Origin of the sequence: Candidatus Propionivibrio aalborgensis (assembly GCF_900089945.1) — a bacterium.
GTDB classification, from domain to species: Bacteria; Pseudomonadota; Gammaproteobacteria; order Burkholderiales; family Rhodocyclaceae; genus Propionivibrio; species Propionivibrio aalborgensis.
Genome location: NZ_FLQY01000379.1, coordinates 1 through 17,539 on the forward strand (window position 1 = coordinate 1; position 17,539 = coordinate 17,539).

The 17,539-nt window shown below is 58.1% G+C and carries 15 protein-coding genes; 4 read left to right on the forward strand and 11 right to left on the reverse strand.

From position 1 onward, the window contains the following. Nucleotides 1-1,714 (forward strand): PAS-domain containing protein (locus tag PROAA_RS16580; RefSeq protein ID WP_186412411.1); only part of this gene is annotated, 1,714 nt, incomplete at its 5' end. Nucleotides 1,715-1,930: 216 nt separating this feature from the next. On the opposite strand, the gene PROAA_RS16585 is transcribed toward PROAA_RS16580, so the two are convergent. Next, nucleotides 1,931-3,130 (reverse strand): MFS transporter, encoded by a 1,200-nt coding sequence (locus PROAA_RS16585; RefSeq protein WP_245664316.1) that lies wholly within the window; start codon nt 3,128-3,130, stop codon nt 1,931-1,933. Continuing rightward, entirely contained in the window at nt 3,130-5,784 is a 2,655-nt protein-coding gene (gene pepN / locus PROAA_RS16590) for an aminopeptidase N (RefSeq protein ID WP_186412413.1), read from the reverse strand. The genes PROAA_RS16585 and pepN overlap by 1 nt, the downstream gene beginning before the upstream one ends. 131 nt (nt 5,785-5,915) lie before the next feature. Between pepN and PROAA_RS16595 the strand changes: the two genes are divergently transcribed. Continuing rightward, nucleotides 5,916-6,491, forward strand: coding sequence for a DOMON-like domain-containing protein (locus PROAA_RS16595; RefSeq protein ID WP_222102323.1), 576 nt, complete (start codon nt 5,916-5,918; stop codon nt 6,489-6,491). Nucleotides 6,492-6,510: 19 nt separating this feature from the next. Beyond that, nucleotides 6,511-7,722: an exo-beta-N-acetylmuramidase NamZ family protein gene (locus tag PROAA_RS16600; RefSeq protein WP_186412414.1), complete on the forward strand. Its 1,212-nt coding sequence runs from the start codon at nt 6,511-6,513 to the stop codon at nt 7,720-7,722. Between the two features lie 50 nt (nt 7,723-7,772). Here the strand turns inward: PROAA_RS16600 and PROAA_RS16605 are convergent, their stop codons facing one another. From PROAA_RS16605 to PROAA_RS16625, 5 genes are all read right to left on the reverse strand, one after another. After that, the gene (locus PROAA_RS16605) at nt 7,773-8,954 is read right to left on the reverse strand and encodes an acetyl-CoA C-acyltransferase family protein (protein WP_186412415.1); all 1,182 of its coding nucleotides are present in this window, start codon (nt 8,952-8,954) and stop codon (nt 7,773-7,775) included. A 31-nt stretch (nt 8,955-8,985) separates the two neighbouring features. Continuing rightward, nucleotides 8,986-9,924 (reverse strand): CobD/CbiB family protein, encoded by a 939-nt coding sequence (locus PROAA_RS16610; RefSeq protein WP_186412416.1) that lies wholly within the window; start codon nt 9,922-9,924, stop codon nt 8,986-8,988. A 163-nt stretch (nt 9,925-10,087) separates the two neighbouring features. Next, a complete protein-coding gene (locus PROAA_RS16615; RefSeq protein ID WP_245664314.1) occupies nt 10,088-10,609 on the reverse strand; it encodes a CoA pyrophosphatase in 522 nt (173 codons plus the stop codon). A 97-nt stretch (nt 10,610-10,706) separates the two neighbouring features. After that, the gene (locus PROAA_RS16620) at nt 10,707-10,970 is read right to left on the reverse strand and encodes a hypothetical protein (RefSeq protein WP_186412417.1); all 264 of its coding nucleotides are present in this window, start codon (nt 10,968-10,970) and stop codon (nt 10,707-10,709) included. A gap of 9 nt (nt 10,971-10,979) precedes the next feature. Continuing rightward, nucleotides 10,980-11,588 (reverse strand): retropepsin-like aspartic protease family protein, encoded by a 609-nt coding sequence (locus tag PROAA_RS16625; RefSeq protein WP_245664317.1) that lies wholly within the window; start codon nt 11,586-11,588, stop codon nt 10,980-10,982. An 88-nt stretch (nt 11,589-11,676) separates the two neighbouring features. Here PROAA_RS16625 and PROAA_RS16630 point away from each other — a divergent pair, with 88 nt between their 5' ends. Then, nucleotides 11,677-12,402 carry a type 1 glutamine amidotransferase gene (locus tag PROAA_RS16630; RefSeq protein WP_186412418.1) on the forward strand — a complete coding sequence of 242 codons (726 nt, stop codon included), beginning with the start codon at nt 11,677-11,679 and terminating at the stop codon, nt 12,400-12,402. Nucleotides 12,403-12,476: 74 nt separating this feature from the next. On the opposite strand, the gene rquA is transcribed toward PROAA_RS16630, so the two are convergent. From rquA to ppnP, 4 genes are all read right to left on the reverse strand, one after another. Continuing rightward, nucleotides 12,477-13,187, reverse strand: a complete 711-nt coding sequence (rquA, locus tag PROAA_RS16635) for a rhodoquinone biosynthesis methyltransferase RquA (protein ID WP_186412419.1) — start codon at nt 13,185-13,187, stop codon at nt 12,477-12,479. A gap of 288 nt (nt 13,188-13,475) precedes the next feature. Further along, nucleotides 13,476-16,484, reverse strand: coding sequence for a DEAD/DEAH box helicase (locus PROAA_RS16640; RefSeq protein WP_245664315.1), 3,009 nt, complete (start codon nt 16,482-16,484; stop codon nt 13,476-13,478). Between the two features lie 170 nt (nt 16,485-16,654). Continuing rightward, nucleotides 16,655-17,149 (reverse strand): YajQ family cyclic di-GMP-binding protein, encoded by a 495-nt coding sequence (locus PROAA_RS16645; protein ID WP_186412420.1) that lies wholly within the window; start codon nt 17,147-17,149, stop codon nt 16,655-16,657. 12 nt (nt 17,150-17,161) lie between these two features. After that, the gene (gene ppnP / locus PROAA_RS16650; RefSeq protein ID WP_186412421.1) at nt 17,162-17,473 is read right to left on the reverse strand and encodes a pyrimidine/purine nucleoside phosphorylase; all 312 of its coding nucleotides are present in this window, start codon (nt 17,471-17,473) and stop codon (nt 17,162-17,164) included. Nucleotides 17,474-17,539: the final 66 nt, after the last annotated feature.

Consider the following 17,539-nt stretch of genomic DNA (forward strand, 5'->3'; position numbering starts at 1 on the left):
CGACTTGCTGATCGACGGAATCGATTCGCTCGACTCGGGTGTGACGGTTTTTGATTCCAGATTACGCCTGGTCACCGCCAACCGTCGATTCGTCGAGATGCTTGGTTTTCCGGCCGAACTGATGGTGCCGGGCACCAGCCTCGCCGCGATGTTCCGCTTCAACGCCGAACGTGGCGAATATGGCGACGGTGACATCGAGGCGCTGGTCGAGGAGCGAATGGCACAGGCGCGCCGTTTCGAACCGCACCGCTTCGAGCGCCTGCGACCCGACGGCACAATCCTCGAAGTCCGCGGCAGCCCGTTGCGCAGTGGTGGATTCATCACCATCTACATCGATGTTACAACCGAGCGACAGCGTGAGAAGGCGCTGGCCGATCTCTCCAGCCAACTTGAGCGCCGGGTCGAGGAACGCACCGCGGAGTTACGCCAGCGCGAGGCAGAGCTGGCACGCAAGACGCACCAGCTTGAACTCGTGGTCAGCCACATCCGCCACGGAATTTCAGTCATCGGGCCGCAATTGACACTGGAACTGTGCAACGATCATTTCCTCGAGATCATGCGTTTCCCCCCGGAATTCGCGCGCCCGGGCCGACCGTTTGCGGAATTTATCCGCTTCAACGCCGAGCGTGGCGATTACGGTCCCTGCGACGTCGAAGAGATGGTTGCCCAACGCGTTGAACAGGCCCGACATCCGACGCTGCACCAGTTCGAGCGTACCCGACCGGACGGCACGTCGATCGAGATCATCGGCTCGCCGCTACCTGATGGCGGCTTCGTCACCACCTACATCGACATCACCGAGCGCAAGCACGCAGAAGCGCAGCGCGACGCATCCGAGGCTAACTTGCTGGCCATGCTGGAAGCCAGCCCGATCGGCGTCGCGCTCATCGACCAAGCGGATATGACGATTCGCTTCTGCAACAAGCGTCTCGCCGAACTTGCCGGCGCGCCAGCGGATTCGCTAATCGGCAATACGGCTTCCGGTTTCTGCCGCATGCTGCTTGAAGAAATCGACCTCGACACGACCGTCCTCAACCTCGAAAGATCGATGGTCCGTGCGGACGGCAGCCATTGGCACTGCCTGATAAGCGCTCGAACGATCACCTTCAAGGATCGACCGGCATTGCTGCTCTGGGTGTACGACATCACCGAACTGTACCTCGCGCGCAGGGCCTTGCGGCATATCGCGCATCACGACGGTCTCACCGACATTCCGAACCGGAGGCATTTCGAGTCCTTCGTCGCGCAGGCGCTGGCACGCGCCGAACGGCGACGGAGCCGCGGCGCCTTGTTGTTCATCGACCTCGACGGTTTCAAGAGGGTCAACGACTCTTTCGGCCACCAGACCGGCGACCGTCTATTGAAAACTATCGCCGCCGGTCTGCGCGAGCGCATGCGAAAGTCCGATTTCGTCGCCCGCCTTGGTGGTGATGAATTCGCCGTTATCTGCGAAGACTGCGGTGCCGACGGCGGACCGCTGGCGCTGGCGAGCGAGCTGGTAACGATGGTTCGCGAGTTGGCGGAGACCTCCGTCCCTGGCTGCGGCGTCGGGGCCAGCATCGGACTTGCCTATTTCGACAGCGATGGCCCGGACCGCGACCAACTCATGCGCAATGCCGACATGGCAATGTATCGCGCCAAGACTACCGGCCACATTACGGAGCACACTGACGCGCCAGCCCCGCCTTCGCATAGCGCGCGCCCCGCCACCTGAACCGAGACCCGGACATTCAGGCTCCCTGGATCGCCTTCGGACCCGTAAAGGCCGTCCGGTCGCCACGCCAAACCGCCCGCGATGCGATGCGACCGCTCAGCGCTGGGCCTTGTCGGCGACTTCAAATACGCCGGCGAAAGCCCCGCTTGATTCCGGAACGACTCCAGCGCCGCATGTGCGCGGCGCGGGTACCCGGCGTCAAACCTTTTCCGGCGATCAAAGCTGCGCGTCATCAGTGCGGCGACCGGACACTTTGAAGGCATAAAGTGCTGCGATCAGCCCGGCGGCCAACAGCAAGCCCGATGGCAGGTAAGTCATCAAGCCTCGCAAGTGCGGACTGTGCGGCAACAACTGGCTGACAAACAGGATGCGGCCAAAGGTCGCCAGCGCGAGTACCGCGAAAAAACTGCCCATGAACAGACCTTCCGCGCCACGCGTCCCCGACTTCGAAGCGTACTCCATCAGGCCAGCAAAAGCGGCGGCCCAACCGACACCGCTCAGTATTTGCATCGCCACCAGCGATGGAAGGCTGGCGGCTACCCCTGACGCGTAACTGCCAAGCGCCGCCAGCAAGATACCAGCAGCTGCGACGGTCAGCATGCCGAAGCGCTTCACGAGCGCGCCGACGGTGGGCAGCGCGCTAAAGAAGCCGACCCACAGCAAAGGCATCAGCCAAGGCAGGCTTTCCTTTGCCGCATGCTCCAGAAACTGCGGCCCGGCATTGACGAAGGCATGCAACTGGAAGCCGCCAGCTGCCAACACTAGAACCGCCAGCACGGGTGCATAGGCGGCAAAGGCGACGGGTTGCGGCGCATCGACGCGGGGCTCAGGGCCGGTAGCGACGAACGCGCGCAGCAATACGACAACGGCGATCAGCAGCGTGACGGCAGCAAGCACAAACGGCAAACGCGGATCGACGCCCTTGAGCAGCGTGCCAACGTAGGGCGACAAGGCCGCCGCAAGGGCCATCCCTGCGGCGTACCAGCGAACCAGACGACCCTGCTGCGCTACCTTGGCGCGCTTGGCAAGCAGCACCATGGTTGGCGCGCGCAGGACCGACGCGCTGAGTACCCAGATGAACAGAACGGCGATGAGCAAATTCGGCGAGACCTTTCCGGACATGGGCAGCAATACGAAGGCGACAGTTGAAATGATCGTGAGCCACAAGAGCAGACGAGCCAGTTTTTGGTAACCGTCCGCCAAGCGATCGGCGACCAGCGCAAAGGCCATGTCCATGACAGCAAAAATCAGCTGATCGGCCATCAACAGGAGCGGCAGCCAGGTGCTTGCCACGTGGGCCGACGCTAGAAGCTCCGGCAGATAGATCACGTACACCGTCCAGCCCAGCGTGAAGAAGAACTGCACGCCGGCCAGAGCCGGACCGCCGGCCGCTTTGGGTTCGCCGGCCATGACCATCACGGGGCCAGAGCCTTGTTGACGACCTCGAACACATCGCTCGATAAACCAGCCTGCTGCTGCAAGCCTTGCAGCGCCGCGCGTGCATGGCCCTGATGCTCGGCGTCGAATCTTTTCCAGCGATCGAAGCTGCGCGCCATCCGCGCGGCGACCTGCGGGTTGATCGGGTCGAGCCGGGCAATCAGGCCAGCGAGGAAGCGGTATCCGCTACCGTCAGCAGCATGGAAATTCCGGTGATTGGCACCGAAAGTACGCAACAAGGCGTAGACCTTGTTCGGATTGCGGATGTCGAAAGCCGGATGACGGGTAAGGCTTTCTACCCGCGCCAGAGTGTCTGACAAGCGGCTGCCGGCCTGAACCGATAGCCACTTGTCGACCACCAGCGCTTCGTGCTGCCACCGCTCGTAAAACGCAGCGAGTGCTGCCTTGCCCTGTTCGCGCACATCGGCCCGCGCATTGGCCAGAACGGTGAGTGCGGCGAACTGGTCGCTCATGTTGTCGGCGCTGTCGAATTGCTGGCGCGCCAAGGCAAGGTACTCGGCCGAATCCAGTTCATTCAGATAGCTGAGGCACAGATTTCGCAAACGCCGACGCGCCGCCCCCGCCGTATCCGGTTGATACGGCCCGATTGGTGCAAGCGTGGAGTAAAGTCGGACGAGTTCGCCTTCCAGTCCGCTTGCCAGACAATTCGCCAGACCGTTTCTGGCCGTGTGCAGCACTTCAGGATCAACCACTTCCATCTGCTCGGCAAGCGTTGCCTCGCCGGGCAAGGTCAACACTTCGGCGATGAAGGCCGGTTCGCCGGGTCCGACCAGAACCTTGCGCGCGGCTTCGATCACGCTGTCCGGCCAATCAACCGCTTCACCGCGCGCCAGGCTGATCACGGCTCTGCGGATCAAACGGCCAAACAGCCGCTGGCCAGCTTCCCAGCGGTTGAACGGATCGCTGTCAAAGGCCAATAAATGGACGAGTTCGGCTTCGCTGTAGTCATGCTCAAGCACGACAGGCGCCGAGAAATTGCGCAGCAGAGACGGCACCGGCGCGACCGGGATGTTGTCGAAAATAAAGACTTGCTCAGCTTCGGCCAGTTGCAGGACGCGCGTGAATAACCTCGTGTTCGCGTCATGAATTCCTTGATCGCCAAGCTCAAGGTCATCACCTGTCGGCGCGACCAGGCCTACGGCGACAGGTATCAGGTAAGGCGCCTTCTCCGGCTGATCCGGCGTCGGTGCGCAACTCTGCGTCAGCATCAAGGTGTAACGCCGTGCATCCGCATCGTATTCGCCGCGCGAGATCACCTTCGGTGTACCGGACTGGCTGTACCAGGTCATGAAGCGGGTGAAGTCGAATCCGGCGGCATCGCCCATCGCCGCGACAAAATCATCGCAGGTGACCGCCTGGCCGTCGTGGCGTTCGAAATAGAGATCCATGCCGCGCCGGAACGCTTCGCTGCCAATCAGCGTGCGGATCATGCGCACGACCTCGGCGCCCTTCTCGTACACCGTCGCCGTGTAGAAATTGTTGATCTCGAGGTAGCTGGCCGGGCGCACCGGATGCGCCATCGGGCCGGCGTCCTCGGGGAACTGAGCGGCGCGCAGACCGCGCACCTCGCGGATACGGGCGGTCTCGCGACTGTGCGTGTCGGCACCGAATTCCTGATCGCGGAAAACGGTCAACCCTTCCTTCAGTGAAAGCTGGAACCAGTCGCGGCAGGTCACGCGGTTACCGGTCCAGTTGTGGAAGTATTCATGGGCCACCACGCGGTCGATGTTCTCGAAGTCGGTATCGGTCGCCACGTCGGCGCGCGCCAGAACATACTTGGTGTTGAAGATGTTGAGCCCTTTATTCTCCATCGCCCCCATGTTGAAGTCGCCGACGGCGACGATCATGTAGTGGTCGAGATCGCACTCGAGGCCGAAAGTCTCCTCGTCCCAGTGCATCGCTTTCTTGAGCGCCGCCATCGCATGACCACACTGATCGAGCTTGCCCGGTTCGACGTATATCGCCAGCTGAACGTCGCGGTCAGAGCGGGTGCGATAGCTGCTGCGCAGCACATCGAGCTTTGCCGCGACCAATGCGAAGAGATAGCTGGGCTTCCTGAATGGATCCTCCCAAGTGGCATAATGGCGACCGTCCGGCTCGTCGCCGGAACCCGCCGGGTTGCCGTTGCACAGCAGGAACGGGAAATCGGCCTTGTCAGCGTGAATGGTGACGGAATAACGCGCCATCACATCCGGGCGGTCGATGAACCAGGTGATGCGGCGAAAACCCTGCGGCTCGCACTGGGTGAAGTAGCCGTCTCGACTGCGATACAGTCCCGAAAGCTGCGTATTTTTGTCGGGCTGGATGGACACACACGTTTCCAGCGTGAAGCGCTCCGGCAAGTCGTTCACAGTCAACTGGCGCTCATTCAGCTGATACGCATCCGCTTGAAGCAAACGGCCATCGAGTTTGACCGAAATTGTCTCCAGATCCTCGCCGTCGAGCGCCAGCGGATGGACTCCAGGAACCGCCGGGTTGCGTACGCCAGCCAAGGTGGCCACAATCCGCGTCGCGGATGGACGGATATCCACGTCCAGATCTACGGTTTCTATCAGGTATGGCGGCGGCGCATAGTCCTTGAGCTGTACGGGGGCAGGCGTGTCGTTGCGCATGGTGGTGTGGAGTCCAATTACGAGAAACGTTGCGAAAGCGGCGATGATAACGGATGCGCTGTGCCAAGGGTACGGAACGGCCGGAAAAACTGGTGCCCGATAGCGACGACGGAACGGCTAGAATTCGTTGTATGAATTCCAATGACGCAAGTTCGGATTATCCATTGCAGTTGCTCCGCCACCCGGCGACACCGGCTCCGGTGGTCAGTACGATCGAAGCGCGTGCGCTGTTCCGTTCCGATGGCTTTCTTGAACTGGCCTTCCGTCTCCGTGGCGACATGGCGCGCCTGCTGATCCCGACGCTGCCGACGGAGGACCGCAAACTGCTTTGGGAACACACCTGCTTCGAAGCATTCGTCGCCAGTGTCAGCGATACGGCGTACCGCGAGTTCAACTTCTCGCCCTCAGGACAATGGGCATCGTACGCATTTTCGGATTATCGTCTTGCCGACGAAACGGCAGCCATGATCGATTCGCCGCAAATCACTTCCCGCTTGTTCGCCGGCCGGATGGAACTGGAAGCCGTGATTTTTCCTGATGCGCTGCTTGCAGGGAGCAGGAAGCTTCTGCTTGGGCTTTCGGCGGTCGTCGAAGCGGCCGATACCGTCGATGGCAGCCACAGTTACTGGGCGTTGCGCCATCCCTCGCCGCGCCCTGATTTTCATCACCGTAATTCCTTCGCATTTGAACTGGTGAAGCCTCGATAATCTGCTTGAAAGCGCAACGATGTCCATCCTTCTATTTGGTCTCGACCGCCTGCTCACCGACGCCGCGTTGCGCAAGCCGCTGGCTGGGCGTCAGGTCGCACTGCTTGCCCACCCGGCGTCGGTCGCGGCCGACTTGACGCACGCCCTTGACGCGTTGACCGCATTCCCCGAGCTGCACCTGAGCTCGGCCTTCGGCCCGCAGCACGGCTTGCGTGGCGACAAGCAGGACAACATGGTCGAATCGTCCGATTTTGTCGACCCGCGGCATGGCATCCCGGTATTCAGCCTGTATGGCGAAGTGCGCCGCCCGACGCCGGCGATGATGGATACCTTCGATGTTCTGCTGATCGATCTGCAGGATCTCGGCTGTCGCATTTACACCTTCATCACCACTCTGCGCTATATGCTTGAAGCGGCTGCCGAACATGGGAAGACGGTGTGGGTACTTGACCGCCCCAACCCGGCGGGCCGGCCCGTGGAAGGCCTGGTGTTGCGGACCGGCTGGGAAAGCTTTGTCGGCGCTGGCGCACTGCCCATGCGCCACGGACTGACGTTAGGCGAGCTGGCGTGCTGGTTTATCGCCACTCTCAGGCTCGACGTCGATTGCGAAGTGATAAGCATGCACGGATGGTTCCCCGATTCGGCCCCCGGTTACGGATGGCCAGTTGGCAAGCGCAGCTGGATCAACCCCAGCCCGAATGCGCCCAATCTTTCAATGACGCGCTGCTACCCTGGCACCGTGATGCTCGAAGGCACCACTCTCTCGGAAGGGCGTGGCACGACCCACCCGCTTGAGCTGTTCGGCGCACCGGACATTGACGCCCGGGCACTGATCGCCGAAATGTTCGCTCTCGCGCCGGGCTGGCTTGCCGGCTGTCGCCTGCGCGAATGCGGGTTCGAGCCGACCTTCCACAAACATGCCGGAAAGTTGTGCAACGGCGTGCAGATTCATGTCGATGACGAACACTACCAGCACACCGAGTTCCGTCCCTGGCGACTGCAATGTCTGGCCTTCAAGGCCTTGCGCCGCTTGCAGCCCGACTACCCGCTGTGGCGCGACTTTCCCTACGAATACGAAAGCGAGCGTCTGGCCATCGACCTGATCAACGGCAGCCCACTGTTGCGCGAATGGGTCGATGATCCTGCAGCAACCCCGGCCGACCTCGATGCGCTGGCGTGGGTCGACGAAATGGCCTGGATGACCGCCCGCGAAGACTTCCTGCTCTACTAATAAAAAAACCGACAGGCCAGCCGTCGGTTTTTTTATTGCGAAGCGCGTGATCAGAGACGTTCGAAAATTGCCGCGATCCCCTGCCCGCCACCGATACACATCGTCACCAGAGCATACTTGCCGTTGGTGCGTTGCAGCTCGTACAAGGCCTTGGTGGCAATGAAAGCGCCGGAACAACCAATCGGGTGGCCCAATGCGATAGCTCCACCATTCACGTTGGTTTTGGCCGGATCAAGTCCAAGATCGCGGCTAACCGCAAGCGCTTGAGCGGCGAAGGCTTCGTTGGCTTCGATCACGTCCATCTGGTCCAGCGTCAATCCGGCCTTCTTGAGTACCAACTTGGTCGCCGAAATCGGGCCGATGCCCATAATCTCGTTCGGCACACCGGTGATGGCGTACGAAACGAGACGTGCGATCGGCTTGTGGCCGGCCTTGGCCGCAACGTCAGCGGCAGCCAACACGAAGAAGGCTGCGCCGTCGTTGATACCTGAAGCATTGCCGGCGGTAACCGTGCCCGTTTTCGAGAACGCCGGTTTCATTTTCGCCAGAGACTCCAAAGTCGTCTTGGGTTTGCAGTGCTCGTCGGTATCGAACACGACATCGCCCTTACGCGTCTGCTGAACGATCGGAACGATCTGCGACTTGAAACGTCCTTCGGCAATGGCACGCCCGGCGCGTTGCTGCGATTCGACTGCAAACGCATCCTGTTCTTCGCGGGTAATTCCCCATTTGGTGGCAACATTTTCCGCCGTCACGCCCATATGGCCTACACCAAACGGATCATTCAGCGTGGCAACCATCGAATCGACAGCCTTGGTGTCCCCCATGCGGGCGCCAGTGCGCATCGCAGCGAGCATGTAGGTGGCGCGCGACATGACTTCGACGCCACCGCCAATTCCGTAATCACTGTCACCCAGCATGATGTTCTGTGCCGAAGTGACGATACCCTGCAAACCGGAAGAACAGAGGCGGCTGACCTGCATGGCGATCGACTCCATCGGCAAACCAGCCTGAATTGAGGCAACGCGCGAGACGTAGGCGTAGCGTGAATCGGTCGGAAGGACGGTGCCTACCGTTACGTAATTGATTTCCTTCGGATCAACACCGGAACGCGCGATCGACTCCTTCATGACGAGGCCGGCCAGCTCGCATGGCTCAATCCAGGATAGTCCACCGCCGAAGGTACCGATCGCCGAACGAACTGCGCTTAAAACGACAACATCTCTGCTCATGTTTACAATCTCCTAAGTGTATATGTATCGATTACGGACCCACCATACTAGCAAAACCCAACAACAGCAACAGCAACAACCAGAGCATCAAGGCACGCCAGACCAAGCCGACAGCACTTTGCATGAAATCGACATCCGCTTCATCGCCAGTGCCGATCTCGGCGCGATCAGAAATCTCGCCGGCCTCGACCACCGGCATGCCCAGTCGAACACCCAGCGCACCAGCACCGCTTGCCAGAACGATACCGATACCACTACCCAGCTGGTCATCCGGCCATTTGTCGGCTTGATTTCGCCAACAGTAAACTGCATCTTCAAAATTGCCGACAATGGCAAACCCGGCGGCAGTAATCCGCAAGGGCAGCCAGTCTATAACAGCAAAGGCCTGTTGTGAAAATTTTCCGAAACGCTCGGCGGCGTCGTCGTTTCTTCTTCCCCAGGTATCGGCAAAGACAGCCGCCGCCCGATAAAGGACGGCGCCGCATGGCCCCGGAAGCAGGAAGAAGCAGACAAGCACACCAAACACGTGACGATGCGATGCGCTGAGTGCTTCCTCAATCGCCAGCCGAGCAATGGTGGAAGACGAAAGATCGTCGGCCGGCCGCCCCCGCCACTCAGACAAAAGCTGACGCGCGTGGGGCACATCTTCCATGCGCAGAGCGAGTTGGATGTCGGTGTAATAGTGACTGAACTGCCGGAAGCCCATCGTTAGATACAGAACAAGCACATTCCAGAGCCAGGCCAGCAGCGGGTTGAGTGCGTTTAGCGCTGCATATACGCCGCCGGCAACCAAAACCAGCCCGCCTACGGAAATCACCCAGGCAATCAGGCCGTAGCTTCTCTCACCTGCGTTGAAGTAGCCTTCAAGAAATCGAGCGAACCTGGCAAGCGGCTCATGAACAACACTACGATAAGGCAATGGCCGAATCTGCTCAAGCAACAGAACGGCAACCAGAGAAAAAAGATTCATGCGAAATATGTGATTGCGCGGCGAAGAGCGGTCTGTGCCCGTCGGGCATCGGAATCGGGGAAGATACCATATTTAAACAGTGCCTGCAGAGGCCTTCAGCACGTCCAACCGAGTCTCCGGCTTCAGCGAATCAGGCAAAAGGTGGCTCTGACGTTCGACTGATTCAGGCCGACAATGCCTTGGAGAGCGTCAAGATGATACCGGCCGTGGCACCCCAGATGAAGTACCCCTGGTAGGGCATGGCAACGTAATGCCGAATTTTTCCACGATAGGGCAAGGAGTGGCGCTGATGGTTTGCCGCGTTCATCAGGAAAGAGAACGGTACCTCGAAAATCTGCGCGACTTCGTAGGGGTCGGGCTGCAAATCAAATGGCGGCGTCACGATCGCCACTACGGGCGTTACGCGATACCCTGTGATGGTGAGGTACTCGGGCAGATAGCCGACAATTTCAACGTGCGCAGATGACAAACCGATTTCTTCTTCAGCTTCACGCAACGCGGTGTGCGCTGGCGAAGTATCGTCAGGTTCGTAACGGCCGCCTGGAAAACTGATCTGACCCGGATGATCCTTTAAGTGTTCCGTACGCTGGGTGAGCAACACAGACGCTCCTCCCTCCCGCAAGACAATGGGGAAGAGCACCGAAGCCGGTGTCAGTTCAATGTCATCAATATCCTCCTCCTGCACGAATGCGGTCCGCGTCGGGACCGGGTACAACACCGACCGCAGATGTTCAAGGTCGATTGCGTCCGGACTCGCGCTGGTAGATGATTGAACGATAGCATCAGTTTCGGTCGCCAGTTTCCTCCTCCTCGATTTCGGCACTCACGGCATTGAGGGCGTCCTGCAATGTTTCCTCGGACAGCGCGTTAATCGACGTCGCCACCAGATCGGCAGACTCCACGGCACCCAATGGCAAGCGCTTGCTGTCAAGGCATGCGATCAGGGCGGCAGTGGCACCCACAACCCGTAGAAGGGTCTGCCTCTCACCCATCAATATCTCAAGCTCGCGGCGCAACATGAGGATTTCCTGGTCGCGATGGGGCATGCAATTCTCCTAGTAACGCTTCTTAAGTGTCATCGTCTCGCCATTCCGCTGCATTTCCATTCGATTCAAAAAACTCATGCCGAGCAATGCGATGGGCAGATCGTTCTGATGCACCATGGCGTCGACATTATTGAGGACAATTTCGCCGACGCGCACTGTATCCAGCTTGACACGCGACACCATCGTCTGACCATTGGCTGTGTTGGCTATTCCGGGCAGCCCCTTGCTGGGATCAATGCCGATCCGACGTGCATCGCTCGCTCCCAGGGAAACCATAGAGGCGCCAGTGTCCACGATAAACCGAACGGTCGTCCCATTGATGTTTCCGGTCACCAGAAAATGCCCACCTGAATCGGCAGTTAGCACAGCCTGGGCCGGCCCATCGGTGGACGACTGCGATGCAACGTTCTGTCCAACACGCAAAATCCGTTTCTTTCCATCAATTTCAAGAGTCGCCGTTTCGCCTTCGATGGAAAGCACTTTCACTCCTTCGTCGGTTGTAACGCCGAGGGGAACGACACGCGGCCTGCCGCCATTAATGGTCAACAGAGCCTTGCCCGGAAACAGGCCAGCGAGGCCGACATCCGCAGCACGTACGCCTTGAGTGGCCAAGACCACTCCGGCAAACAGTAGGCAACGTGCTACCCAGCGCGTAAAATTCGCGGCGTGCACGGAAGCGCAACCCGATCTCGGAAAGCTCACGAACATGAAACCCATAGCCATTTTTCGCCACACTAAAACCGAGGGACCAGGCTATTTTGCCACATTCCTCGATCAGCGCTCGATTCCATGGCAGCTGATTGCCATTGATCAGGACGAGGCGGTACCCGAATGCGCAGAAGCATTCTCCGGACTGTGCCTGATGGGTGGGCCAATGAGCGTCAACGACCAGTTGCCGTGGATCGGTCAAGTGTGCGCACTGATTCGTGATGCCAACTCAAGAGACATCCCGGTCATTGGCCATTGCCTAGGTAGCCAGTTGATGAGCAAGGCTCTGGGTGGTGTTGTCACGCCAAGCCCGATCAAGGAGATCGGCTGGGGCCACGCCTATACGGAAAACAATGATAGTGCACGGCTATGGCTGCGTGATTGTCTTGGCGAAACCGGCTTGGCAACGGTATTTCAGTGGCATGGTGAGACTTTCAGTATTCCACCGGGTGCGCAACGCATCCTCACCAACGAATTCTGCACCAACCAGATGTTCACACTCGGCCCGCACCTGGCGATGCAGTGCCATGTCGAAATGACCTCTGAAATGATCAATGAATGGTGCAAGTCCTGGGCCACCGAAGTGCATGGCCTGGATCCCCGGCCAGTTACAGTGCAGACACCGGAACAAATGCTGTCTGAGACCCCGGATCGCCTGCCAGTCATGCGGCTACTGGCCGACCAGTTGTACTCGATCTGGATGATGGGCTTGAAGCGGAATTGACTTCGATCGATCCGCTGCTTTCAGGAACAAACGTAGTGCACTGGCGGTGGCCGTGGCCGTGTCACCGTTGTTACCTACTGTTTGTGCTCAACCAAGACGCACTGATAGACACCACCGAAAAAGGTGCGCTTACGCCACGTAAAACGATCGGCCTGAGCAGCATAACTACTGATCTCGTTTTTCCATAGCGCGTCAGCAAATGGTTCCAGATAGCGGTTGACGAGTTTTAGTATGTAGCGAACTGGCTGCCATCTCGCAGGGTTGTGGTAGTCAACGAACACTGCCTTGCCGCCTTTGGGCAGATTCGCCAGCATGTTATTGACGATTTCGTGCTTTTTCTCGTCAGGAACTTCGTGCAAAAGGAAAAAGCTACTGATCAGGTCGTAATCCACCGATTCTTCGCCTGAAAAACTGGCTGCATCGCATCGAATGACTTTTGCCCATTCGATGCCGTCCAGTTTGCGCTGGCTATGCTCAATCTGTATCGGAGTTACGTCGGTCAGATGGAAGGTGCCGCGCGGCCCCACTTTGTGTGCCGCACGAGATACCAGATCGCCATACACGTGCGCCAGTTGCCAGACACGCATGCCTTCCTTGATTTCGTTCAAATAGGCACGGATAAGCCGCTGGTCATTCAGGAACAACTGCACACGCACAACCAGGTTGTGATCCAGAACACGAACCCACTTGGGATCGACATATGCCCAATCGTAGACCTCGGTCATGTACGCGGGAACGCCATCGTAATAGGGGTCAATGGCGAGTGACGCATGATTCTTGGTCATTTATTGGTCCGATCTAGTCAAAGTCCCATGCATTTGGCGTAAACACGGTCACCAACAAAGCCAGCGTAGAAAGCCAAACAGAGGAAGGGGCACAAAGACTCTCATTATCGCTGAGCTGCGTATTCCAGTCAAACCGCTATGGCTGAACGCGAGTCAATTCTTTCATCTCTAATACGCCGGTGGATTCTGGAATTTCTGCTCTCTTTCGGGCTTTCAGCGGGATTTCCTCCAGCAGTACTCGCTGCAAACCTTGCGGTCGCTATTGATGACTATTGTGCATTCCATGTATCAAGCAGGAAGTGGCGCGAATAGGGCTGCGATGTCTTCTTCACCGAATTTCAGGTCGATCGTACGATCTTCTGACAAGATCCCGGCAGCGAGGTCTGCCTTGCGCTCCTGCAATGCGAGAATCTTTTCCTCAATACTGCCAGCGATGATCAGCTTGTAGACGAACACCGGCTTGTCCTGCCCGAGCCGATGAGCACGATCAGTCGCCTGATTCTCAACGGCGGGGTTCCACCACGGATCGTAGTGAATCACGGTATCGGCCGCGGTAAGATTGAGGCCGACGCCACCCGCTTTCAGGCTGATCAGGAAAATTGGAACTTCGCCCGCCTGGAATCGACGCACCGGCGATTCCCGGTCGGAGGTGTCTCCCTTCAGGATGACATAGTCAAGGCCGGCAAACTTCAGCTCAGTCTCAATCAATGACAACATGCTGGTAAATTGCGAAAAAAGCAGAATGCGACGGCCCTCATCAACCAGCTCGGGCAACATGGTCATCAGCAGATCCAGCTTGGCCCGCTCCCTGACCCGTTGCGCAGAAGCAGCCTTGACCAACCGGGGATCACAACAGATCTGCCTCAGTTTGAGTAGTGCATCCAGGATAACGATCTGGCTGCGCCCGAATCCTTTGCTGGCGACCTCCTCCCTCACCATGGCGTCCATTGCTGCGCGGACGGTCTCGTAAAGGTCACGCTGGCTCCCCGCGAGTTCAATTTTGCGCACGATGACGGTTTTGGGCGGCAATTCGCGCGCCACTTCTTCTTTTTTGCGGCGTAGGATGAAGGGGCGTATCCGCTGGGCCAGCAGGTTCCGGCGCTGCGCATCGCCTTGCTTTTCGATCGGCATGCGCCAGTACTTGGCAAAGGTATTGCTGTTGCCCAGAAAACCGGGCAACAGGAAATCGAACTGACTCCACAATTCGCCCAGATGGTTTTCCAACGGCGTGCCGGTCAGGCAAAGGCGGTGCCGTGCGTCGATCTTGCGCACGACCTCAGCTCCTTGACTTCGAGAGTTCTTGACTGTCTGTGCTTCGTCAAGAATGAGGAGATGGTAGCGGTACTGGGTCAGCTCGTGTGAATCGCGCCACAGCAAAGGATATGTCGTCATCACCAGATCATGCTGCGGAATTTCAACAAACCGACTCTTGCGTTCGATGCCATGCAGGGAAAGGATCGACAGGCTTGGCGCAAAGCGAGCCGCCTCGTTCTTCCAGTTGAAGATCAGTGACGTGGGCAAGACTATCAGTGCCGGACGATCCAGACGCCCGGATTCCTTTTCCATCAGCAAATGCGCCAGTGCCTGCGCTGTCTTGCCAAGGCCCATATCGTCCGCCAGAATTCCGGACAACTTCTGCTGGCGCAGAAACTGCAGCCAGGCCAAACCCTCCTTCTGGTAGGAGCGCAACTCAAGCCCCAAACCGGCCGGTGAGTCGATGTGACTGATACCCTGGGCCACCGACAACTGGTCAGCGAGCGCCAGCACATCGCGCTGACCGCGGAACTGCCAGCGGCTGGTGTCGTTCAGTTCGGCAAGGCGCGGCGCATCAAAACGTGAGAGGCGCAGAACGTTGCCACCGGTGAAGCCGTCGAAAAGATCAATCAAGGTCGCCGCGAGCGGCTTCAGACGTCCAGCCGGGGCGCAAATTCGCAGTTTGACCGGTGTCTTGAGTTCGATCATTTCATCGTCGGCAATCTGATCAAGCAGTGCTGAATCCAGCCAGCGTGGATCACTCCGGAACAAGGCCGCGAGCAGAGGCGCCAGTGGCAAACGTTCGCCTTCGACGATGATGCCCATGTCGAGATCAAACCAGCCGTTTTCAGACTCAATCAGATCGGCTTCCCACGCCTCGACTTGAAGCGCGTGATGCCGAAAGTCTTCATCAAACTCGATCTGCCAGCCGGCATCGCGAAGCTCTGGCAACGCTTCACGCATGAAGCGCGGCCAGCACGATTCATTTTCCAGACCGTATGCGCTATCGGGTGGACTGCCAAAAGTATGTAGTGCATAAGCCGGGATTTTCTGCAGCCCTGTTTCAGTCAAGCTGCCCATCAATTCCTTTTCTCGCTCGAACTGACGAAGTATGCGTACGGTCTCCCCTTCAGGCAGCGTGGAAAACTCTCGAACGTCGCCCGGCTTGATCTCCGCATCGTGATAACGAAACACCGGTAACACCACGTCGAAAGAGCCCGCGTTATAGCTGACGACGTAGCCGCGCCAGTTCCTGTTGCCATGCGTATGGAGTGTCTGCAAACGCAATACCGGAATGGGACTGGTTTCAATACAGCGTAGACGGGCACTGGCATACTCGGAAGGAATCGGCAATTCGGGCGCAAGCTCAGTCAGCGCTTCGGCAACCAGTGCTGCCTCAACATCGGACAATGGTGGTAGCGCTAACAGGCGCGCAATGACTGAAGAGTTGCCAGGCACATCCAAGGGACCCAAGACAAACTCATCTAGGTCGACATACCAGGGGGGCTGCAGGTGCACCACTAGACTGGCTGCAGGTGTCGGTTTGAAACAGGGCCTTTGCCGTCCGTTGATATCAAGCCGCCAACCCACAGTCGCCGGGCGCGCCTCGGCCAACAGCAGCGGCGAAAACTCATTCTCCGGAAAAAGGCGGCCGGTCCGTGCCATCCGCTGCAGGATATCTCCCCCGTGCTGCGAACCCAGACTGAAGGCCCGCAGACCGCAATCATGCGCCCGGTCGGCCCAAAGCAGACGCAGAATACCGACATCCTCTTCGGCAACAAAAGCCAGTGGTTTGCTCAGTGCACGATCGATGGTCCACCATTCTTCGGCACTCTCAGGATCACGGCCCTTGAGAACGGTGACCCCGAAACCGCTGGCGTCCTTTGTCCAGTGCAAGAGATAGAACAACTGATTTCGACTTGTGGATGACTTGATGGTCTTCTTGCTGACCGCCATCGACACACGACGAAGTTCTTCCACCCAGGAAAGAACGCCGGGATTTATGCGTTTGCTTTCTTCCAAATCTTCAGCAGTCTTTGACAACAGGGGTATCAGAGCTCAATTGTGGAAACAACGCCATGTCTCGGCAAACACACATACCAAGAACTCGCAGGAAATATCTCACGTAGCCGGCCGGGAACCAGTCAAGCGACCACCACACATGCTTTCCGCAGAAACAGCCAGCCGTCCAACGCGGCTCTCAATAACAGATATCAATCGCGAAAATTGCCGTACTTGATCGGGAAATCGACAATGGCCTTCTTTACCAGACTGATGGCTTCCTGCAGGACATCGCGCTTGGCACCACTGACACGCACAGCATCTCCCTGAATGGCAGCCTGCACCTTGAGTTTTGAATCCTTCAACAACTTGACAATCTTTTTTGCCAACTCGATCTCTATGCCGATCTTGATCTTCAGCTCCTGCTTGACCTTGTCGCCGGATACTTTCTGCACCGGCTGATGATCCAGGCGTTTGGTACAGTCCGGTTCCTTCTTTTCCATCTCTGGGAAAAGAATGTCCTTGACCTGATTTAGTTGAAAGTCCGAGTCTGCGTACACTGTGATTGCCTTGTCCTTATCGTTCAACTCAAGCTTGGCACTTGTGCCCTTGAAGTCGTGGCGCCCGATAAGTTTCTTTCCAGCTGAATCGATGGCATTTTTCAGCGCCACCATGTCCACTTCAGAAGAAAAATCGAAAGATGGCATCAAAGCCTCCGCTTAACTGAAATGACAAACGTAATGATAAGGCTCGTCGCAAGAAATCTCGAACGACGAGTTTCCCGGCACCTCGAATGATTGCCCTGTGCTGTAGCTGCTCCAATCACTCTCCCCCTTCATGCGTACCCGACAGGAGCCGCCGATGCCTTCCATGACTTCGGGCGATCCGGTGTCGAAGACCAACGATGAGGGCAGAATGACCCCCACTGTTTTCTTTGTGCCGTCCGCTAACAGCAGGGAATGGCTTACACATTTACCATCGAAGTAAACATTGGCTCGCTTGACGACACTCACATTATCAAACTGCGACATGTTCAGAGACCTTTCCATAGTTGAACGACGAGCCCGGTCTTGCGGCCGAGCCAATATCGCAAAGAA